This window comes from Pyrococcus sp. (assembly GCF_030153625.1).
GTDB classification, from domain to species: Archaea; Methanobacteriota_B; Thermococci; order Thermococcales; family Thermococcaceae; genus Pyrococcus; species Pyrococcus furiosus.
Genome location: NZ_JASKLM010000033.1, coordinates 1 through 20,223 on the forward strand (window position 1 = coordinate 1; position 20,223 = coordinate 20,223).

At 39.2% G+C, this 20,223-nt stretch carries 20 protein-coding genes and 1 pseudogene; 7 read left to right on the forward strand and 14 right to left on the reverse strand.

All coding sequences use genetic code 11. The features are described from left to right. Positions 1–132 precede the first annotated feature (132 nt). Together PWP39_RS06610 and PWP39_RS06615 are read left to right on the forward strand one after the other, a co-directional pair. Complete coding sequence (locus PWP39_RS06610; RefSeq protein ID WP_288073244.1) at positions 133–1,347, forward strand: RNA-guided endonuclease InsQ/TnpB family protein; 1,215 nt, start codon at positions 133–135, stop codon at positions 1,345–1,347. Between the two features lie 370 nt (positions 1,348–1,717). Next, the gene (locus PWP39_RS06615; protein WP_223208965.1) at positions 1,718–2,233 is read left to right on the forward strand and encodes a hypothetical protein; all 516 of its coding nucleotides are present in this window, start codon (positions 1,718–1,720) and stop codon (positions 2,231–2,233) included. Positions 2,234–2,237: 4 nt separating this feature from the next. Here PWP39_RS06615 and PWP39_RS06620 read toward each other — a convergent pair whose 3' ends face one another. From PWP39_RS06620 to trm14, 12 genes are all read right to left on the reverse strand, one after another. Further along, a complete protein-coding gene (locus tag PWP39_RS06620; protein ID WP_223208964.1) occupies positions 2,238–2,639 on the reverse strand; it encodes a hypothetical protein in 402 nt (133 codons plus the stop codon). A gap of 278 nt (positions 2,640–2,917) precedes the next feature. Next, positions 2,918–4,099, reverse strand: a complete 1,182-nt coding sequence (locus PWP39_RS06625) for an ABC transporter permease (protein ID WP_011012149.1) — start codon at positions 4,097–4,099, stop codon at positions 2,918–2,920. Continuing rightward, entirely contained in the window at positions 4,096–4,980 is an 885-nt protein-coding gene (locus PWP39_RS06630) for an ABC transporter ATP-binding protein (protein WP_011012148.1), read from the reverse strand. Before PWP39_RS06630 ends, PWP39_RS06625 begins: the two co-directional genes overlap by 4 nt. Before the next feature lie 103 nt (positions 4,981–5,083). Continuing rightward, complete coding sequence (locus PWP39_RS06635; protein ID WP_288073247.1) at positions 5,084–5,677, reverse strand: phosphate signaling complex PhoU family protein; 594 nt, start codon at positions 5,675–5,677, stop codon at positions 5,084–5,086. A 9-nt stretch (positions 5,678–5,686) separates the two neighbouring features. After that, positions 5,687–6,280 (reverse strand): phosphate signaling complex PhoU family protein, encoded by a 594-nt coding sequence (locus PWP39_RS06640; RefSeq protein ID WP_011012146.1) that lies wholly within the window; start codon positions 6,278–6,280, stop codon positions 5,687–5,689. Next, positions 6,277–7,038: a phosphate ABC transporter ATP-binding protein gene (locus PWP39_RS06645; protein WP_011012145.1), complete on the reverse strand. Its 762-nt coding sequence runs from the start codon at positions 7,036–7,038 to the stop codon at positions 6,277–6,279. Before PWP39_RS06645 ends, PWP39_RS06640 begins: the two co-directional genes overlap by 4 nt. Beyond that, the gene (gene pstA / locus PWP39_RS06650; protein WP_014835305.1) at positions 7,035–7,865 is read right to left on the reverse strand and encodes a phosphate ABC transporter permease PstA; all 831 of its coding nucleotides are present in this window, start codon (positions 7,863–7,865) and stop codon (positions 7,035–7,037) included. The genes PWP39_RS06645 and pstA overlap by 4 nt, the downstream gene beginning before the upstream one ends. Then, positions 7,852–8,700 (reverse strand): phosphate ABC transporter permease subunit PstC, encoded by an 849-nt coding sequence (gene pstC, locus PWP39_RS06655; protein WP_011012143.1) that lies wholly within the window; start codon positions 8,698–8,700, stop codon positions 7,852–7,854. The genes pstA and pstC overlap by 14 nt, the downstream gene beginning before the upstream one ends. Positions 8,701–8,768: 68 nt before the next feature. Then, positions 8,769–9,611: a TIM barrel protein gene (locus PWP39_RS06660; protein WP_288073250.1), complete on the reverse strand. Its 843-nt coding sequence runs from the start codon at positions 9,609–9,611 to the stop codon at positions 8,769–8,771. 33 nt (positions 9,612–9,644) lie between these two features. Beyond that, positions 9,645–11,129 carry an alkaline phosphatase gene (locus tag PWP39_RS06665; RefSeq protein WP_011012141.1) on the reverse strand — a complete coding sequence of 495 codons (1,485 nt, stop codon included), beginning with the start codon at positions 11,127–11,129 and terminating at the stop codon, positions 9,645–9,647. A 13-nt stretch (positions 11,130–11,142) separates the two neighbouring features. Further along, a complete protein-coding gene (pstS, locus tag PWP39_RS06670; RefSeq protein WP_011012140.1) occupies positions 11,143–12,270 on the reverse strand; it encodes a phosphate ABC transporter substrate-binding protein PstS in 1,128 nt (375 codons plus the stop codon). Positions 12,271–12,364: 94 nt separating this feature from the next. Continuing rightward, on the reverse strand, positions 12,365–13,462 hold the full coding sequence (trm14, locus tag PWP39_RS06675; RefSeq protein ID WP_011012139.1) for a tRNA (guanine(6)-N2)-methyltransferase: 1,098 nt from the start codon (positions 13,460–13,462) through the stop codon (positions 12,365–12,367). A 102-nt stretch (positions 13,463–13,564) separates the two neighbouring features. Here trm14 and PWP39_RS06680 point away from each other — a divergent pair, with 102 nt between their 5' ends. Both PWP39_RS06680 and PWP39_RS06685 read left to right on the forward strand, forming a co-directional pair. Then, a complete protein-coding gene (locus PWP39_RS06680; protein WP_223208963.1) occupies positions 13,565–14,623 on the forward strand; it encodes an ABC transporter permease subunit in 1,059 nt (352 codons plus the stop codon). A 1-nt stretch (position 14,624) separates the two neighbouring features. Beyond that, positions 14,625–15,758: an ABC transporter permease subunit gene (locus PWP39_RS06685; protein ID WP_288073252.1), complete on the forward strand. Its 1,134-nt coding sequence runs from the start codon at positions 14,625–14,627 to the stop codon at positions 15,756–15,758. A gap of 112 nt (positions 15,759–15,870) precedes the next feature. Here the strand turns inward: PWP39_RS06685 and PWP39_RS06690 are convergent, their stop codons facing one another. Then, on the reverse strand, positions 15,871–16,938 hold the full coding sequence (locus tag PWP39_RS06690; RefSeq protein WP_288073254.1) for a GTPase: 1,068 nt from the start codon (positions 16,936–16,938) through the stop codon (positions 15,871–15,873). Beyond that, positions 16,892–17,227 (reverse strand): TIGR04076 family protein, encoded by a 336-nt coding sequence (locus tag PWP39_RS06695; protein ID WP_011012134.1) that lies wholly within the window; start codon positions 17,225–17,227, stop codon positions 16,892–16,894. Before PWP39_RS06695 ends, PWP39_RS06690 begins: the two co-directional genes overlap by 47 nt. Before the next feature lie 125 nt (positions 17,228–17,352). Between PWP39_RS06695 and PWP39_RS06700 the strand changes: the two genes are divergently transcribed. The 3 genes and pseudogenes from PWP39_RS06700 to PWP39_RS06710 all read left to right on the forward strand — a co-directional run. Continuing rightward, a complete protein-coding gene (locus tag PWP39_RS06700) occupies positions 17,353–18,762 on the forward strand; it encodes a DUF515 domain-containing protein (RefSeq protein ID WP_011012133.1) in 1,410 nt (469 codons plus the stop codon). Between the two features lie 4 nt (positions 18,763–18,766). After that, the gene (locus tag PWP39_RS06705) at positions 18,767–19,696 is read left to right on the forward strand and encodes a hypothetical protein (protein WP_288073258.1); all 930 of its coding nucleotides are present in this window, start codon (positions 18,767–18,769) and stop codon (positions 19,694–19,696) included. A gap of 8 nt (positions 19,697–19,704) precedes the next feature. Continuing rightward, positions 19,705–20,223 (forward strand): annotated as a pseudogene (locus tag PWP39_RS06710) (ATPase, T2SS/T4P/T4SS family); the annotation flags it as partial.

Genomic DNA, 20,223 nt, shown 5'->3' on the forward strand with positions numbered 1-20,223 from the left:
TTGATGATGATTTAGAAGAAGAATTCAGAAGACTTGTTGCCCTAAAATACGGGACACGAAAGGGGGTTCTTGGAGCGGCAATAAGCGAGGCCATAAAAATGTGGATCAGAAAAACCAAGAAGGAGCTAGAAAATGCCGAGTGAAACAATTAAACTTACTGCAAAATTCAAACTCAAGGAGATACCTAATGGGTTAGATGTTCTCTTCTCGACTTATCGGGAGATTGTGAACTTTCTAATTTCTTATGCATATGAAAACAACATTACTAGCTTTTATAGGCTTAAAAAGGAAACGTACAAAAACCTCCGCAAGGAGTATCCTGAATTACCAAGCCACTATCACTATACAGCCATAGATATGGCTACTAAAATTTACAGGGGTTACCGCAAGAGGAGGGGTAAGGCTAAGGGTAAGCCAGTTTTCAAGAAGGAAGTTATAATGCTCGACGATCATCTCTTCAAGCTAGACTTTGAAAAAAGAATAGTAAAACTCTCCACTCCGAGTGGAAGGATTGAGTTAGAATTCTATCCAGCAAAATATCACGAGAAGTTTAAGGGTTGGAAGGTAGGCCAAGCTTGGCTAGTAAAGACTCCAAAAGGTCTCTTCATTAACGTTGTATTCTCCAGAGAGGTTGAAATTAGAGAGCCTGAAAACTTTATCGGCGTGGATTTGAATGAGAATAATGTAACGCTCTGCCTTCCAAAGGGTGAGTTTATCCAAATAATTACCCATGAGAGGGAGATAAGGACTGGCTATTTTGTAAAGCGGAGAAAGATTCAGAAGAATCTTAGGGCTGGAAAGAAGAGGGAAGAGCTTCTCGAAAAGTATGGGAGTAGGGAGAGGAATAGAGTGGATGACCTTTATCACAAATTAGCCAATAAAATTGTTGAATTGGCTGAGAAATACGGTGGTATTGCCTTGGAGGATTTAACAGAAATAAGGGATTCAATTAGGTATTCGGCTGAATTGAATGGTCGTCTTCATCGCTGGAGTTTTAGGAAACTCCAGCGCATAATCGAATACAAGGCGAAATTAAGGGGTATAAAAGTTATTTTCGTTAACCCCGCTTATACTTCCACCCTGTGCCCGATATGTGGGGGTAAGTTAAGCCCGAATGGGCACAGGGTTTTGAAATGCAAATGTGGTTTTGAGGCTGATAGGGATGTTGTTGGAAGTTGGAATGTTCGCTTGAAAGCCTTGAAGATGTGGGGAGTCACCGTTCCCCCCGAAAGCCACCCGATGAAGAAGGGAGGGTGGAAGGTCAGCCGTATCGACATTACACAAATCACGGCTGACCAGAACGGTTACTTTATGCGGCGGCTGAGGAGGGCTCTTTTGTTGCAGTAGTCTTACTTGTTATGATGTCTCTCCCAGAGAAATTTAAGCGTACGATTGACTGGATTATAATTGTCATTTCCTCATTATTCCTGAACTCATATCTCATTTACAGCCGCTTAACTTCAATGAGTTCTATTTATGTCATCTCCAGTCTCACCGTTTTCTTATTGTGGACAGTGGGAGTTCTCAGAATGAGTCTCATATGTATTGTAACCTCTGTAATTCTCTCAGGTTTGATCTTCTATAGGTTTCCGCTTATTCCATTTATAATGGGAGCTTTCATGTTACTCTTGTGTTGGAGGGGGATAAAGGAGAATGAGGGAATTAAGGACAAATGACGTATGTCTTTGCATATCTGAAACCGTGGAGGGGAGGGGGTATGAGAAAGAGAGTGTTGTTTGTCATTTTGGTAGTTCTGGCGGGTGGTGGCTGTATATCTATCCATCACTCAACAATAGATGTCTTATCTTACTGGTCATCAATTACATCTTTCACCGCCCAGGAAACCATCAAAATCAACAACCAGACGTTCGAGAGCCGTGTCTCTTTCACAAAGCCTGATAAAATTATTAGGGAGGATTATGTTAATGGCTCCTTGGCTCAGAAAATCATAATAGAAAACGGCATTCAGACAGTAATTACATCTAGTGGAACTTTCACTCTGAACGCGACTCTTGATGATGTCAATGCCCTCGATCCCTTTGCGTTGATATTAAATAATCTCAACTCCTTCAACGTCACAAAGAATGGCAATAAGCTTCTCTTGACCCCTAAAACTCCTGGACTTCCAGCCTACACCGTAGAACTCAACGGAAAGCTGCCAAAAAGAATCATAATTCAGCAGGAAGGGCTGAGGATGGTCATTGAGTACAGAAGGATTAATGTGACCTCTTAGGGCGCTACTCCTTCTTGTTTACAATCTTCGCTGAGATCCATCTTCTTCCCTGTCCTTCATTTTTAACGACTAGAATATGTTCTCCACTAGGTATTTTAATGCTGTTGAATTCCACGCTCTGCACTTTCTCCCAGGCTTTATAATAGCTGAAAAATTCACCATTCTTCATCTTTTTGAAGTCCTCTTTTGTAAGGATGTACACACTTATATTTCCATCTGCCATAATGTAGCCGTTTAAAACAGAGTTTCCTGCTAAGTTATAGGTGTGGTAGTTCTTAAAACTAGTCTTCCACTCGTAGTTGATACTTCCATAGGTAGAAGTTATGTAATCCACAGCAAGCCCTATAGCGAGGAAAATAGCTATTGTTAGGATGATAACACTAACCCTCCTCATGAACCATCCCATTAAATATATGAAATACAATTTAAAAAAGTTTATTGGAGGTCTTAACTTTTTTCTTTTGAAGGCCTCGTCCTTTAGGGTGGGATGTAGTAATCGAAAAATCTATCCGAGCTTCAACCTTCAAAAGTCAAGATAAAAATCCTTAAAGAGTTAACTCTTATTGGCTCGAAAGTTTGGAAAGGCCTTGAAAGTTCAAACGCTTGGAAGTCCAGCTCAAGGGTAAACAGGGAAAATTAGAAATAACTTACGATCCAATAAGGCGGAAATCGAGGGTAAAGATGTCAATCAATCCTCCTTATGGCCCACGCATAGCTGGCCACTGCGACCATTGCCATTAGAACACTCCATATGAGAACGTAGATGAAGTCCCCTACAAGCTCTCCTGGGGGTCTTCCATAGATGTCCGAGAGCCTCAACACTTTTAGGGCCCTTCCTAGGGGGAAGTAGTGGGCTATGGGCCTTGCCCATTCTGGCATTATGCTTTCTGGGATTACTATACCAGCTAGGAAGAGAAGAGGCATGGAAACAAGGTTTACAACAGCTGGCGTTGACCTCTCACTCCTGGTGAGCATTACAATGGCCAATCCAAGGCTCATTGAAAAGACTGCAGCCGTGAATATAATCGCCCAACCAAAGAGACTTGGGAAAAGTGTTGCACCAAAAACTACCCTTGCATACCCTATTCCTATTATTATACTCACAATTATGGTTGTTAAGGTTGAAAGGCTCTTTCCAATTAAAAAATCCCAGGGCGTCGTTGGAGAGGCTGCTATCCTTCTTAGCGTTCCCTTAGTTATTTCTTCAAGCACGGAGCCTCCTATCATGAGCATCGTTGCAAAGAAGAACTGTATTCCTATGAAACTCGTTACGTAGAACTTTATTCCTCTCCCGCTCTCCCCGTGAATAATTTTCTCTTCAAGCACTATGGGCTCGGCAGTCGCGAGTAAATACTCCTTATATTCTGTTGGGATATACTGCATCATCATTTCTATTTTTCTAGCCCTGAATTCCCTTCCAACCTCGGAAAAGAAGCTTCTAATTATTGAACTTACTATTTGATAGTTCTGAGGATCAGTTTTATCAAAATAAACAAGAACTCTTCCCTGCAATCCAGAGGTTATGTTGATATCAAAATCTTCTGGAAAGAGAACAAGAGCTTTTATACTACCATGTTTTAATGCCTCAATGCCCAAGGATGCATTGGGAAACAGCTTAACATTGAACAACTGTGTTCCATTAATAGTTGAATTTTCCATAATTTCCGTTATGAGAGTAGAAATATTTCCTCCTGGGTTTACTACACCTACATCAACAGTTACGGGAGAACCTGGGCCACCCCACAGAGCCCCCATAAGGGTGACCCACATTAGGGGGAAAACAAATATCCAAAATACCACCATCTTTTCACGCCTGATTTCCTTCAAATCCTTTATGAGGATAGCCTTAATGGCTCTTAAATTCATTCTAACCTCCTCCCAGTCAGCTTTATAAAAACATCTTCAAGTGTTGGCTCCTCAACTCGAATTTCCTTTATAATACTTCCAGCTTTAATAAGATTCTCAACTATTTTAGGCAAAGCTTCTCTTGGATTCCTAACTCGAACTCTTATCTCGTTATCTTTTTCAATAAAGGGATAACTTATCTCTTCCAAACCTTTTAGGAGACCTTTAATCGTTATTATGCTTTCCTCACCAATAAGCCTCTTCAGCTCTTCGGGCGTTCCAATGGAAATTACTTTCCCCTCATTCATTATGGCAACTCTGTCAGCAAGCTCTTCTGCCTCCTCCATGTAGTGAGTGGCAAGAAGAACAGTCTTTCCATCCTTTTTGAACCCTCGAATGATTTCCCAGAAATCTCTCCTTGAAGGCACATCTAGTCCCGTTGTTGGCTCATCTAGGATTAGAATCTTAGGATCATATAAGAGAGCAATTGCTAAGTTTAAGCGTCTCTTGAATCCACCACTCAACTCCTTCGCTTTCTTTTTCTCTGGTAGAGAGAAAAGTTCGATAAGCTCTTTTATCCTCTCACGAGGAGCGTTGTATATGTCAGCATAGAACTCAAGGTTTTCCTTTACAGTTAGAAGATCATAGGCTATGCTTTCCTGGGGTACATAACCTATTAACCGCCTTGTCTCCCTTGAAAGAGTCCTTCCAAACACCTTAATTTCACCTTCATCATATTTCAATCCCTCTGCCAGAATTCTTATAAGTGTTGTTTTTCCAGCCCCATTAGGGCCAAGAAGGGCAAATATCTCTCCTTCATAGACTTCAAGAGTAATTCCCTTTAGAGCCTCAACGTTACCATAGCGCTTTTTAAGACCTTTTATCTCAAGTGCAATGATCATGTTCTCTCACTATTTTGGAAATTAGTTAAAGCTTCTAAAAAAGCTTGTTGTTTTTCTGGGATTCAGACGGATTATTTACAAAAAAGGAAAGGAATATTGGTAGCTATATTCTCTTCCCCTCTTTTACATAAACGACTCTTGCTCCAATTTCCTTTGCATGATCACTTATTCTTTCCAGATGGCGCATTATAAGTGCTTCAACAGGAGATGAAGTTTGATCTTTCAAGTTTTTAAGGGAAATAATATACAACTCATCAACTCTGTTGTCTATTTCTAAAAGTTTTCCAGCTAAAACTTCATCCAAATTTTCAAAAGCCTTTATTGCAGTTTTAACGGCTTCAATTGTTAATTCAAACCCTTCTTTGAGAATATCGCTCTCCTCAGCTTTAACTATTTTGACTGTCCTTTCTATTTCCATAGCATAGCGAGAAATCCTGTATAGGTCATAAGAAACATCTATAGAGCTCTGAATGAAGCGAAGATCTCCCGCTACTGGGGAATATCTTATGAGAAGCTCAGTTGCTATATCAAGGACTTCGTTTCTAAGAATGTGAAGTTTACTCGAGATTTCCACTGCTGAGTTAAGTTCTCCCCTGAGACTCTTTCTTGCACTTTCTAAGGATTTTATCGCCTCTTTACCCATTTCCCTTAGAAGTTTTTTTAGTTGCTCCTTACCAATATCAAGGAGTCTTCTCATGTTATCACCTCACACAAGGTATAACATCGGAGTCTCCTCAACCCCCCTAGAGCCGAGAAAATAATAAACTGCGGAACGAAGAATGTTTTTCACATAACTAAAGAAGCTCTCTAGGTGTATTAAAGTTCCTACAACATATGGATCCTTTGTTCTAATGTAAGAGCTCCAAAGTTCATTAAACTCAAATTCAAAAAATGGAAGTTCATCTATTGGAATTTTCTTATCCTCTGTTAGTGCTTCAATACCTCTGAGAACCCAGGGACGGAAAAGTTTCATGGCCTCTTCTATAAGATTTCCCTGTTCTTCAGATTTGTGGAGTTTAAGCAAAACTTCAATTCGTGATAAGTGCCTCATCATTCTGTAGAGATCGTAATTTACATTGAGGGCTGACCTGACAAAGCGAAGCTCGGTTGCCATGGGATGATATCGAAGGAGTATTTCTATTAGAATGTCGTTGAGATTCTCACTGATATAGGCAACTTCCCATAGAATGTTTTCAATTTCTTCACGTGCTTCTGTGTTTAAAAGCTCCATGCTATTTATTACATAGTCACCTTCTGTTTTCAAGAGGTTCCGAGCTTTTTCCAAAGCTTTTTTCTTCATCCAAGAGCCCCCGTAACGTACTTTTCGGTTAATTCATGCTCTGGATTCTCAAATACCTTTCTAGTAGGGCCAACCTCTATTAATTTGCCTAAATAAAGGAACGCTACATAATCAGCAATTCTTGCAGCTTGGGCAGGTGAGTGAGTAACAAGAACTATCGTGTAGTCTGTCTTGAGTTCTAGAAGAAGTTCCTCTATTTTTGCTGTTCCTACTGGATCAATATTTGCTGTAGGCTCATCCATTAGAAGAATATCTGGCTTCATTGCAAGAACTCTTGCTATAACCAATCTTTGCCTTTGGCCGCCCGAGAGGTTTCCAGGATAGTCATTTAGCCTATCTTTAACCTCTTCCCAAAGAGCTGCTTTTTTAAGGGCCCATCTAACTCTTTCATCTAGCTCTTTTTGAGACTTAACTAATTTATTTAGCTTAACCCCAATAGCCACATTCTCATATATGGTCAGATGAGGAAAAGGATTTGGATACTGAAAAACCATTCCTACCTTTTTCCTTACTTCTATTGGGTCAACATCTTCCGAGTATATATTCTTTCCAAATATCCTAACTTCTCCTTCCACCCTTGCATCTTGATTCAGCTCTATGAGTCTGTTAAATGTTCTCAATAACGTACTTTTTCCACAACCGCTTGGCCCCATTATAGCGAATATACCCCTTTGAGGTATCTGGAGATTTATCCCTCTAAGCACATGGTTTCTTCCATAATATACGTGGAGATTAATTGTTTCTATTGCAAACTTCATAGTTTCACCTCCTTTAAGCTGAGGCGTATTGGGATAAATATTCCAAGAAAAATCGCAAGAAGAACAAGAGAAGCACCCCAAGCTGTAGCGTGGTCTGCGGGATTTGGGCTTTGAACGAGTTGGTAAATCAAGAGAGGTATAGCACCGATGGGCTCAGTTATAGATGAAGGATAACTTTCATATAATCCTCCAGCAGTAAAGAGCAATGGTGCAGTTTCTCCAGCGGCTTTGGCCATTCCTATAAGGATACCTGTCAAGATGCCACGTTTTGCCATTGGAACTAGAACTCTAAAGATGACCTTTGCTCTAGTGAGCCCTAAGGAAAAGCCCGCTTCTCTGTAAGTTTGGGGAATTTCTCTTAAGGCTTCGTGCGTGTAGATAGCTACATAGGGAGTAAGTATTATCGCCAGTGCCAAAGCTCCAGCAAATGCAGAATAAGTTCCCATAGGAACAACTATGGCTCTCATTACGAAAACTCCTACAAGAATTGTTGGGAACTCTATCATTATCTGGAGAAGAGTTTTGACCCACCGACCAAGAGTGCTCCTTGGATTTTCGTAGACATAGACTCCAACAAGAAAGGCTATCGGAACACCTAGAAGTGCAGACAAAAACGTGAGAACGAAACTTCCAACTATCGCGGGACCAATACCTCCTTCGCTGAGAGTTCCTGTGATGAACTTTGAGCCCTTTTCTAATATAACTGGAAGACCCTTAAGCAAGACAGTTATTATTATGTGGAATAGTGGGATGAAAGTTAAAGTGGCTAGAATGCCAATACTAAAGAAGAATATCTTTTCCTGCATCTTTCTATTAAAGCCTAACACTTTCCTCCCACCTCTTGAGGATTTTAAGACCAATAACATTAACTACCAGTCCAATTACGAAGAGAGTCAACCCTGCTGCAAAGAGAACAGGAGTCATGTATTCATATATGAAGGCATTGCCAAACTGGTTAGCTATTAGAGATGAAATAGTGTAGCCTGGGGCGAATAGGGCTAGTGTAATATTAAAGGTGTTGCCTATTACAAGGGAAACTGCGACAGTTTCGCCAATAGCTCTTCCAAAGGCAAGTATGGTTCCAGAAATTATGGCAGGCTTTATGTATCCGAGTAAGATTTTTGTTGCCTCATATCTTGTTGCTCCAAGAGAGTAAATGGCTTCTTTGTATGTTAAGGGAACCATGTTATAGGCCTCTCTTATTATAGCCGAGGCAAAGGGAGTGATCATTATGGCCAGTAAAACACCAGCTGAAAAGTAGCTATAACCTCCAACAGGGGGATAGGAGAAAAAGGGCAAAAACGATAAATATCTATAAAGAGGCTTCATAACTAGATCTCTTAGGAAGGGAACTAAAAAGAATGCTCCCCATATTCCGTAGATTATTGTCGGTAAGCCAGCCATTATATCTGAAAGTATTGTGAAGAAGTTTTTCAGCTTCTTTGGTGCATAGTCAACGATAAATATTGCATAGGCTACCGATAGGGGAAGGGCTATTATGATTGCTATAATAGATGTGTAAATACTTCCCCATATGGCCGCTGCTATTCCATATACTTCTTTACTTGGTTCCTCTGCTGCCTTCCAGACGTTTTTTAAGTATAGGTCAAGACCATATTTATGAAGTGCTGGAAGAGCATTAGTAAAATACAGGAAGAGCATCCCAGCAAATAACAAAAAAACTATGATAACTGCTGGATATGTAGCAATTTTAAATATATCAATCTTTTTCAAGGCTCCACCACCTCTGTTAGCCTTTTCATTTGAGAAAAGTCTCTGCTTATTTCTTGAAGAACCTCCACATTTAAGAGAACGGAATTCTCTTTGTTGTATCTTCTAATCTCTAAAACAGCTCTTTCAGGATTTGTTAGTTCAAGAACTCTTTCAACGTAGGAGAAACCAATAATTCCTTCTCCTATTGGTTTGTGTTCATCTCGGAAACCATTATTATCATGCAAATGGAGGTGGGTTGTGTAGGGGAAAAGCATTTCAAACTCATCCACTCGAAGACCCGTGCGTATCGCAGTTAGAAAAGCATGACCTATATCAAAGCACACTTCAAAGCCCTCTTTTGCAAATGAGAGAACTTCGTGCGGTAATGCTCCAATTCTGCCTTCAAAAAGATTTTCCACCACTATTTTAACTCCACTATCCTCTGTTATGGGCTTCAGTTCTCTAAGGTTTCTTAGAGTATTTACATATGCCTTTGTGTAGCTTTCCTTTATATCTCCCCCATGTACAACAATAACACTTGCATCAAGATATTCTGCAACTTTGATAATTTTTTTCATTCTTTTTATAATGGGGGTTTTTCTATATGTGCCCAGGTCTATTGGGAAATATTCTCCAAAGTCTATAGGAAAGTTTTTTCCGTCAGATGTAGGCGCATGAATGGTAAATTCTATTCCAAGGCCACTTAAGTCTTTGAGGATTTTCATATTTATTTCTCCATCATTCTTTATTATCTCAGCGTCATCAAAACCGAGCTCTACAAAGTCAACATTAAGTTCATCTAACGAAAATCCTCTTCCAGTTATTTCCCTCACTATATACGAATTAACACCTATTTTCATGATTCATCACCAAAAAAATTAAATAATGAGAAGTTAGGACTCTTGTAGAATCAGGAGCACGTCTCCCAACTCGATTATGCCGTTATTATTCATGTCGACTTTCCTTTCAAGTTCAGTATCTACCCTTTCCCCAAGCAACATCATTAAGGTCACATATGCATCTTGCTCATCCACTTTGAAGTCTCCGGTTATATCTCCTTTAACTCCACTTATTCCCAAGATGGTAACGGGAATATCTTTCTTCCCAAAGAGCATTAGCTTGGCAATTAGCTTTGCCGTATCTACATGGTGTAAAAAGCCTGCAAAATTCTCTGCACCTGGGCCGTAGGCTAGAAGTGAAACAGGAGCTCCTGTATGTTTGTGGGATACAAAACCTACACCAACGCGTTTGTTTATAATATCAGCTATTGCATTTTGAAGCGCATATTCGTCTGCTAAGTTTATAGCTTCCTCAATGTAATTAATTTCGTCCTCTGTTAGCTCGAATCCAGTATATTTTTTGATAACTCTCTTTATGTCATTCGTTGCCCTTATTTCACTAGCAATTTTCGACACACTAGCGTTTATGTTCCTGATGACATCTTCATTAATTGCATCTCCATATGTTAGACCTAATCCAAGCCCCCCTGTCTCATGGTCAGCCAGCACTATTACTAGTGTATCTCCCCTCTTTTTTGCATACTCAAGAACATATCCAACAACGTCATCAAACTCCTTAGTCTCTGCAACAACTGATGCTATATCATTCTCATGAGCTGCATGATCAATTCTGCCCCCTTCAATCATGAGAAAGAACCCATTTGGATTTTTCTCTAGTATTGAAATTGCTTTTTTAGTCATTTCCAAAAGTCCAACATCTTCTGGTTTTCTGTCCAATACGTAAGGAATGTGGCTATCTGCAAAAAGCCCTAGAATAAACTCACCCTCTGCTTTCTCGAGCTCTTCTTTCGTGAAGACTATATTATATCCCTGTTCTTTTGCCATTTTTAGGGTATTCTCGTCAAATTTCTTTCTCCCTCCACCTAATAGGACGTTGACCCGGTGAGCTATGAGCTGTCTCGCTATTTCCTCTTCCATATCTCTGTCAGGAACGTGGGAAGCAAATACTGCAGGGGTTGCGTGTGTAATTCTAGTAGTAGTCACAAGTCCAGTTGATTTTCCAAGTACCTGGGCTATTTCAAGCAAGGTAGTTAGATTTGTAACTTTTCCAGTTATGTTAGTAACTGAAATCATTCGATTATATGTTTTGACTCCAGTTGCTATTGCAGTTCCTGCTGCAGCGGAGTCCGTAACTTCCCCACTTAATGACTCAGTAAGTTCGAATCCAATAATTGGGAACTCTTCCATGTTTAGATGACCATAAACAAGCTTTGTAATCTGGACATGACTCATTCCCATGCCGTCTCCAATGAGGATTATTATATTTTTAATACCGCTCTCTTGGGAATCGTATGCGAGATTCAAATTGGTAGAAATAAGTAAAAGTAGAAGCAAACTACTAATAGTTATTTTCTTCATTTTTTCACCTCCTTTAACCTGTTTCTATCATCTCAACTGCCTTAAGACCTATTTCGGCAACTTCAGGTGGGAGACCTACGTAGCCTGGAGCAATATTCTCTGGTTTCTGTCCCTCTGTTAAAACCCATCTAAGAAAGTCCTTAATCGCTTGAGCCTTCTCTTTACTGTAGTGCTTTCCTCCCTTATTCTGCCAGACGAGAAAGTGTGTAAAAGCAACTATCGGGTATGAATTTTCTCCGGGAGCATTGAGAAGTTGCCTAATATCCTCTTTATACCCCTCAGCGGGATCGGGTATAAAGGCCTTAACTGCGGCTACTGCAGCTTTTATTGTCTCCTCGGTAGGTTTGACGAAGTTTCCGGCTTTGTTTTTGAGTGCTACTATCTTGAGATTTTCCTCTATTGCAAAAGATAGCTCAGTGTATGCTATACTATATGGGGTGTTCTTTAAGGCCTGAACAACTCCTGGGTTGCCTTTTGCACCAATTCCCCTTCCAACTTTGTCAACTGGCCAATCCACAGTCTTTCCGGCTCCTACTTTTGTGGCCCATTCTTCACTGACTAAGCTCAAGTAAGTGGTAAAAATTGCAGTGGTTCCACTCGAATCACTCCTATGAATTACTATTATTTTTTCGTGAGGAAGGTTTACATTAGGATTAAGGGACTTTATTGCTGGATCATCCCAATACTCTATTTGGCCCATAAAGATTTTCGCTAAGGTCTCTCCATCGAGCTTTAGCTCATCAACATTTGGAATATTGTGAACGACGACTACAGCACCGACAACTATAGGAAACTGAAGGGGCTGATCACCAGTTTCAAGGAACTTTTTCCACGTGGATTCTTTAACTGGGGGGTCTGTTCTTCCTATATCTGTAAGGCCCTTTAGAAATGCTTCTTGACCATGCCCACTTCCACCACCTTCATACTCGATCTTAACGTTTGGGTTCTTTTTTGTATATATGCTAATCCACTTTTGGAGCTGATATTGGGGAAAAGTTGCACCTGTTGTGCGAATCGTTATTATCTCAGTTTTAGAAGTTGCTTGAGGGACATTGGATGCATTTCCCTCGGATATACAACCGCTTGCCACTAAGGAAAGCCCCAAGGCAAAAATAATAAATATTGTTGCTAGCCTCTTCACGATACATCACCAAGAAATAGAGAAAATTCAGAAAATATAAGCATTGTCGAAATAAAACATATCTGAACAAAGAATCTATATAGATATATATTCTCTATTTCACTACATACAAGTGAACCATTAACCCACCATGCCCAATCACCCTGTGATGGATAATTTCAAAGCCATTCTCGGCTATTGCCTCTTCTATTGCTTTTTTCTCAGTAGTTATGAAGACGCCACGCTTCTCCAAAACTTTTGCCAATTCATTAAAAAACTTCATATAGAGATCTGGAATCATGCTCTTTTTTCCTATCTTCAACCCATAAGGAAGGTTACTTATAGCGAAATCAACACTGTCAACGTATTGAGAAAGTTGAGTGGCATCCCCTTGGATGAATTTAATTTTGTCCAGAACTCCCGCGGCAAGAGCGTTCATCTCCGCCCCGATTAAGTGCTTCCTATACTTCTCAATTCCAATGATTTCTCCAGAATACCTCCTTAGAGCGAGCTCAATTAGAATTGTACCACTTCCACACATTGGATCCAAAACACTCCCTCCATCAAGCTCAGCAAGCTCTATCATTGCATTTGCTATGCTTGCCTTTAAGTGGGCTGGGTGATCATAAACTCTCCAAGGCCTTTTGTGAAGTGAGCTATCTCCAGTTGTATCAATTCCCAGGAAAAATACGTCTTTAATTAGCTCTGCCCTAAAAATTACTGCTGGATGATCAAGATTCACCAGAGGAGTTCCAAAACGCGATAACCTCTCAAAAATAGCTTCACCAACAGTTCTAGCAATATCTATGCTAGTTATATTGTGGTCACCTTTTCTAAATGATCTAACAGCAAATGTTTCACTTACCTTTACGAACTGTTCAACTGGAAGTGATGATACAAAATCCTTAATTCTCTTTAAGGCTTCCTCTGACTCATCTTTTTCAATCCCATTGAATTTTTCACTCGCGATCTCAATAATAACTCTGTGAAGAAGTCGGGAATTCTCATTAAGGTAAGTTGAAATGCTCAACTCTCTCTTTCTTCCCTTTTCATCCACATAGTAAGCTTTTTCAGCTTCAAGTAGCAGCCTTCCTTCAATACCCAAAGGCTTCTCTTCTATTTGAAACGAAATTCCAAGCTTTTTTAATAGTAGAGAAACTTCTCTTTTAGCTATATCCTCAATCCCTTGGGCTGTTGTGAGCAAAAACTTCATAGTTCAAAGTACTTTAGGGCTATCTTTTAAATTTTCTCAAATCTAAATTTTCAAGCGGCTGAATACAAAAATACTTTTAATATGTAAAAAACTTTAAACAAAATGACGAAACAAAGTAGAGGTAATGAGATGAAATTTCCCACTAAAACTCTCATGAAAGTAGCGGCAGTTTACGCCTGTGTGTTTCTTGCAATAATCCTAGTTGCCGGTATTACAGCAAATAGGCTAACCTGGGAGTACGTTAATGAGGCTGTCCTCACTTTTCAAGTAAAGAACCCGAGTTTTTATGAAGAGCTCAAGCAAAATGCCACTAGAGAAGGCATAACTGTTGAAGAGTACTATTATCGTCTACTTGCGAAGGCAAAAGGGATTAGAGCTGATAATCTTCTTTTTATGGGTATTGACCTACTTAGAAAAAGTATTGCATACTATCGAGAAAATCCAAAACATGACATTATCCATGCAACAAAGGTTACCCTTATCGTTATGGGGCTTGCCATAGCCTTAATTATTATATTAGCGTTGTCATTAGGATTTAAGCTGGCAAATAGTCAATACCTGGGAACTGTTGAAGGACTGGCTCGGTTTTTTAGTGGAATCCCTTCTTGGTGGGTCGGAGCAATTCTACTAGCTGTTTTTGCAGTTAAGATTAATATTTTTCCAGTTGGAGGTCTAAGAAGTTTCCCAACCGAAAAAGGCTTTTTGGCTTTTCTAGATTTTCTTTGGCACATTATTTTACCCATTGTTACATTGGTCCTCATTTATGTGTGGGAATTCACGATAACTGTTGCTTATGAAGTTAGAAATGAAATTGGAAAGCCGTATATTCTTACAGAAAAAGCTAAAGGGTTACCCGAGAAAGTAATATATTGGAAACACGTACTTAAAAATGTCTCCATAGTTCTAAGCTCTTTTACTGTTCAAAAATTTATTGAGATGTTCACAGATTATATTGTCATAGACGTGCTCTTTAGCCTTGGTGGAATTGGAACGCTTTTTAAAGCGAGCTTTGTTAGAACAGTTGTGCCAAATGTGGGGGTCGTGATAAGTTTTGACTATCGCCTCTTTTTTGTAGTTGCTCTCTTAATATCTGCCATATCTTTCATACTATCACTTCTGCTCGAACTCCTTAAAGGAATACTTGATCCGAGGGTGAGCTAAAATGAAGAGGAAAATCGGAGTAGTATTGCTTGTTCTCCTGGGTCTCTTTGTAGTTTTGTCAAATCTCAGTGTAAGTAGTGATGAAATTGCCAATTGGGTAAACACTAATTATTGGAGAAACAATCCCAAAAAAGCCTATCCATCTTGGTACTGCCTATTTAGTGAGAGAACACCCACAGTTTTCCTAAAGGGTTCAGAGATTGAAAGAGATGGTTTTAGAATGTATCAATTCCTTTACAATCACACATACAAAGACGAACCAAGTGACATTAGGTTTTATAATCTTTCCCAGGGAGAAAAGGTTGAAATTGTAGTTCTAAGACCTGATGGAATATTGGTTCCTCTTTACAATGACACTGCAATAAGTAGCAATTTAACTCTGAACATCGACATGAGAATGGAGGTAATCTCTACCATTTCTAGTGTTTTCAATCTTAGCAGAGAAGAATATGTTTTCACTCCTCCAACTAAGCTTCTTTTTTCTAGCTACAAAGGAAAAACCCTCAAAGGAGAATATGTATTTGAAATTCGAATAAGGGGAAACTCCACGCCATTTGTTGAAATCCTTGGAACTTGCTATGGCATCCTGGGAACAGACTCTTACGGTAGAGACATGTGGGTTGGATTTGTTAAAGGAATGAACAACACACTCTATTTTGCATTCTCCACTACTTTCATCACAGTAGTCTTAGGAGCTTTGCTAGGTCTTCTCTCAGGCTATTTCGAGGGAAGAGTGGCTGGACTATTAACTTTTTTGCTGGAGGTCTTGATAGCTCTTCCAATGCTTCCTTTCCTTGTCCTTCTTGTCTGGCTTTCATCAACTCAGGGAGTAGGCCTCGAAGTAGAAATAAACCCGTTGGTTTTAATGCTTTTTATCGCCATTCTATCCTTAGGAAAGTTTGCAAAAACAGTTAGAATGATAGTTATGAAAGAAAAAGTAAGTGAATACGTCAAAGCCTCAATAAGTGTAGGTGCTAGCTCGTTGTGGATTATAAGAAGGCATATATTTCCAGTTATTAGAGAATTCTCTTTCAGACACTTCACTATTCTTCTTCCAAAGATGGTTGCTCTTGTCTCCGTTCTTGGATTCTTTGGCCTTATTCCAGGGACTAATTGGGGGGTCTTTCATGATTGATGCAATGAATGAGGGAGCAATCTATGGCGGGTATTGGTGGTGGATACTTCCCCCAGGCCTTTTTATGGCAGCTTTAAGTGCAAGTTTTGTCTTAATTTCTTCCAACAAATGATTATTCTAGAATTGCCACTATTCCCTTCCATTTCTTTCCAAAGCATTCTGCTGAGATTACTGTTTTTCCAGTGACTTTTTCGATAAACTTCAATGCGTTTGGACACTTCTTAAATCCCGTAGCTATTGCTACAGTGAATTCATCTATTTGGATTGTCCCAAGCCTCTTTTCACTTCCCAAATACTCTTCTAGCTTTTTTCCAAACTTCCATAGTATCATCCTGGGCTCTGTAATTTTCTCTTTTTTGATGTATTCAAGGATATCATGAAAGCTTGGCAAATATTCCTCTTCTCTTTTTTCTTCTTTTCCAAATAAAGTGAATCTTCCAGTTTGCCACTCACGAAGAAACCACCTTGCGGTTTCTTCAATATTTACTTCACCACCCGCCTTTATAAGACCCCTTCTTTTTCCTATCTCCTCTAGAATTTCCTCCTCGTTTTCAAACTTCTCAATTCCAAATTTCTCTGTTATAGCTTCTTTTCTTGTTTCAAGAATTCTCTTGATTAACTTTAATGCAGGCTTTACAGGATCCCTGATTTTATCTGCCGGAAATCCTCCTTTAATAACTAACTCATCAAAGTCATCTATTGGAACAACACCTGGGGTGTCTAGTAGCCATATCCTTTTAGTTAATCTTATGAGTTGCTTTCCCTTCGTATACCCAGGAATTGGAGCTGTTCCAACTGCATGTTTACCTTTTAACACATTTATTATCGTGCTCTTCCCGACATTTGGATATCCAATTAGAGCGACTTTCACCTTCTCTTTGTCTATCTCTTTAGCCAATTTCTTCAGTTCCTTTCGAAAGATACCAGTTCCCTTCCTTTCTCTAGCTGAAATAAACACAACTGGAATTTCGCTTTTCCTCTTATATTCTTCAGCCCAGTCTTTAGGGACTAAGTCTGCTTTATTCATAACCAATAGAAGCTTTTTACCGCTCTCTAAAACCATCCTTTCAAGTTTCCTGTTTCTGGTTCCTATGGGATCCCTAGCATCGACTACCTCAACAACTATATCTGCCTCATTGATGACCTCCTTTACTATTGCCCATGCCTTCTTCTGCTTCACTTCTGACCACCTCAATTTCAAATATCACTGTTCCACCTTCAGTATAGGGGGGACCTGGGTCTAGACATTGAACATATGCTTTTCCATTCTTTCCGAGACCTACCTCTTCCGGCTTTACGCCTTTTCTTAGAGCTACTAAGTATGGAATTAGAGAGGCAAATGCGTGTGTGCAAATTGCATCTGTTTCTTTGAGGTTCACTTTTGGACCATCTATTACCATTTTGTCTCCAATTTTAAACACTGGGCATTTTCCTCTAATTTCTCTTACTCTTATTATTACTCTCTCCATGCATTTAGTTTCGTGATGAAAATATTTAAATTGATTTGGGTGAGATCATTATTTAGCAAAATCTTAAATAAAGGAAGAGATAAATAGATGTTATAGAGTTAAAGATCACTACGGTGGTGTTGACAGTGGCGGAAGACATCGAAGCTAAGATTAGAAGATTGAGAGAACTGGGAAAAATAGCTGAGAGTAAAGAAGAGACTCCAACCCCAACTCCTGCTAAACCTCCAAGAAGAAGATTTTCAAGGATTGGGACCCTTAGAGAAAAGGAAAGAAGAAAAAGAGTCATCATTGGTGCTGTTGTGTTATCAGTTATAATAATTGCGGGTGTTTTTGCTATATATATGTATTTTGAAAACAAAGCTGTTAGGGAGCTTGAAAATGCAAAAAATGCTAAAATAGCAGAGGTAAATGCTTGCTTTAAGGGAGAATTGGCCAACGATACAGTAAAATTCCAGCTCATAAACAAGATAATGGCAGCGAAAAGTATTGAAGAGCTTGAAAAAATTAACGTAAACCAAATCTGTGAACAAAGAAAGAAAGAGCTTGAAGAAGAGAGAATTAGAGCTGAACAGGAGAGATTGGCCAAAGAGTTAGCGCAACTTAAGAATGATACAAAAGAGTCTATAAAAGCAGCATTTGGTCCTTTATTGCAAGTAGAAGTTCCCGATGAAATTAAGAAGAAAATAGTAAGTACACTCAACGATCTTCTGTCTAAGGTAGATAGTGCAAAAACCAAAGATGAAGTCCTAAGCATTAATGTAGAAGATTATCTGCTACCTCTTTGGAAAGAGGTATACATTTACAAGATTGACTCAATGCCAACCTCTAAGGTCATCTTAAAGAAAGGTGAGGAAAAGAGGATGTATACAAAGGAAGAGGCAAAGCTTATTATCAATAGAATTGGCAGTCTAAGTGAGCTATTGGAATATAACGTTGAAAAAGTAGAACTAGTGCAAGTCGCTCTAGTTCTCAGCAGGGAGAACGTAGTTGGAGGATTCATTGCCCCAGGAGATGAAGTGAAGGTGTATGCTAAGAATGGAACGACTTTCCGAGAAATTGTACCTGAGGGATACGTTGTTACAGCACTACTCTCAACTGATGCTGGTAGGATAACGGTTAGTGAATCACAGCAACAAACAACAACGGCGTCTTCTACATCTTCAACATCCTCCCAACAAATATCATCGACGAGTTACTCTCCAGGTGATGTTACTTATCAGAATTCTCAGCAATCCCAGACCCAATCTTCTGTAACACAAACCACAAGCGAGAGTTTGTCCTCAACTTATACCTATTCAGTCAACTTAGGGGAAATTCTCAAGGCTATAGCGGCAGGAAAGATAAAGGCTCCTGAATCTGTTAGGGCTCAATTGAGCAATTATGGATGGGAAGTGCTTGATCTAGAACAAGAATTTAAGTTCTTGGCATTACCAGAAGATACAAGATTGCTAGTAATAATTGAAGTTCCAAGTGAATTTGTACCCGAAATTCTTAACTGGAAAGACTCCATTGTGGTAGCAAAAGTCTCGAGGTGATAACATGAGGAAAGGAATACTTATATTTGCTCTTATTTCCTTTTTGCTACTTAACACTCCTGTATTAGCGCAGGAGCCTTTGAACAATATTGATTTGCAACCTTTCCTCAAGCTTACAATGAACGTTACTCTCGTAAATACTGGTGAATATCCAAAGTTTATAGCCGTAAATCCAACATATGATTTCAAAACGTTTAGAGAGGGAGATGAATATCTTCTTCACAACACAACAGACTTAATTCAGCTTTCAAAGGCAAATCTTATACTTAATAAGAGGGTAGGATTTTGGATTTATCCTCATGAAGTCCTAAAGGTGGAATTTTCAATAAATATCCCCATGGATTTGGGGGAGTTGTATCTTCAAGACTATGCGGATTTGTGTTATCCCGACTACACTATAACATGGTCAACAAAGAGAATTACATATCCCCCATCTCTTGGCGTAGGCCCACTTTGTGAGGTTGTATACCCCCACCTTATTAATTATCCAATCTTAGTAGATCTAACATCATTTATCCAAGTTAGAGATCCGGAGATAGTAATCTATTCATACTCTGGGGAAGTGGAATTCACTATTACAAATAGAGGACCAAAAACAATGTTTGCCGTTGCACTCCCTCTAATTCCAGTTGATGCTAAAATCTATAGCATAACTCCCAACCCAGACATGAACTACACTGAGTATATGGGTAAATTCTTGCCTACTTATCTTAAATCCCAAGTTCAAAATGCTAAATTCAATTTGACTCAAGAATCTGTACTTTTTGAGTACACTGATACGCTATTATCTACAATGAGCTCACAACAAAATCTTATTCAAAACAGTATAACAACTAACGAAGATATAGTTGACTATCCCATCTGGATTGTGGTATTGGGTGAGAATTCAAGCTTTGATATTAAATATAAGTTCCAATGGGAGTTTACGAGGTGAGAAAGAACATGGAAGAAGATAAAAAGAAAAAGAAATCCTGGATTGATGAGATACTTAGTAGTGATAATTTGAGCTTGGAATCTATACTAAAAAAGAGTGAGGAAGAAAAGCCAAAAAAGGTTAGTGTAGAATCTAAATCCCTCTCACTAGGAGATATTCTTTCTGGCAGGGTTAAGGAGGAAGAAAAGAAAAGAGAGGCATCTCCACTCCAATCTTTACTAGGAGGAGGTCCACCAAAATTAGAGGAAATTTTGAAAAAAGAAGAACCTAAAAGAGAGGAGAAAAAACCCAAAATCGAAAGAGGGGCTCTGGGTCTTCAGGAGATATTAGCGGGCACAACACCAAGAACTACCTCCTATGCAGGAGAAGTGAGAGTCTTAGACGTTTACGGAAATATCAGAATTTTAAAGGTAAAAGGAGAACCTGTTCCTATTTATGAAATTAATATGCCAAAGCTAAGTAAGGAAGAGGAAAGGCTTGTTAAGATGGTTCGAGATAGGGCTATAGTTGAAATACAAATAGATCCA

Excerpts from the sequence above, each read along its gene's own strand:
- pstC (WP_011012143.1), bottom strand. The coding sequence starts at position 8,700 with ATGCTCTTCCTGTATTTTACTAATGCTCTTCCAGCACTTCATAAATAT.
- PWP39_RS06665 (WP_011012141.1), bottom strand. The coding sequence starts at position 11,129 with ATGAAGAAAATAACTATTAGTAGTTTGCTTCTACTTTTACTTATTTCT.
- PWP39_RS06705 (WP_288073258.1), top strand. The coding sequence starts at position 18,767 with ATGAGGAAAGGAATACTTATATTTGCTCTTATTTCCTTTTTGCTACTT.
- PWP39_RS06695 (WP_011012134.1), bottom strand. The coding sequence starts at position 17,227 with ATGGAGAGAGTAATAATAAGAGTAAGAGAAATTAGAGGAAAATGCCCA.
- trm14 (WP_011012139.1), bottom strand. The coding sequence starts at position 13,462 with ATGAAGTTTTTGCTCACAACAGCCCAAGGGATTGAGGATATAGCTAAA.
- PWP39_RS06630 (WP_011012148.1), bottom strand. The coding sequence starts at position 4,980 with ATGATCATTGCACTTGAGATAAAAGGTCTTAAAAAGCGCTATGGTAAC.
- PWP39_RS06685 (WP_288073252.1), top strand. The coding sequence starts at position 14,625 with ATGAAGAGGAAAATCGGAGTAGTATTGCTTGTTCTCCTGGGTCTCTTT.
- PWP39_RS06610 (WP_288073244.1), top strand. The coding sequence starts at position 133 with ATGCCGAGTGAAACAATTAAACTTACTGCAAAATTCAAACTCAAGGAG.
- PWP39_RS06640 (WP_011012146.1), bottom strand. The coding sequence starts at position 6,280 with ATGAAGAAAAAAGCTTTGGAAAAAGCTCGGAACCTCTTGAAAACAGAA.
- PWP39_RS06645 (WP_011012145.1), bottom strand. The coding sequence starts at position 7,038 with ATGAAGTTTGCAATAGAAACAATTAATCTCCACGTATATTATGGAAGA.
- PWP39_RS06660 (WP_288073250.1), bottom strand. The coding sequence starts at position 9,611 with ATGAAAATAGGTGTTAATTCGTATATAGTGAGGGAAATAACTGGAAGA.
- PWP39_RS06615 (WP_223208965.1), top strand. The coding sequence starts at position 1,718 with ATGAGAAAGAGAGTGTTGTTTGTCATTTTGGTAGTTCTGGCGGGTGGT.
- PWP39_RS06635 (WP_288073247.1), bottom strand. The coding sequence starts at position 5,677 with ATGAGAAGACTCCTTGATATTGGTAAGGAGCAACTAAAAAAACTTCTA.
- PWP39_RS06625 (WP_011012149.1), bottom strand. The coding sequence starts at position 4,099 with ATGAATTTAAGAGCCATTAAGGCTATCCTCATAAAGGATTTGAAGGAA.
- PWP39_RS06680 (WP_223208963.1), top strand. The coding sequence starts at position 13,565 with ATGACGAAACAAAGTAGAGGTAATGAGATGAAATTTCCCACTAAAACT.
- PWP39_RS06620 (WP_223208964.1), bottom strand. The coding sequence starts at position 2,639 with ATGGGATGGTTCATGAGGAGGGTTAGTGTTATCATCCTAACAATAGCT.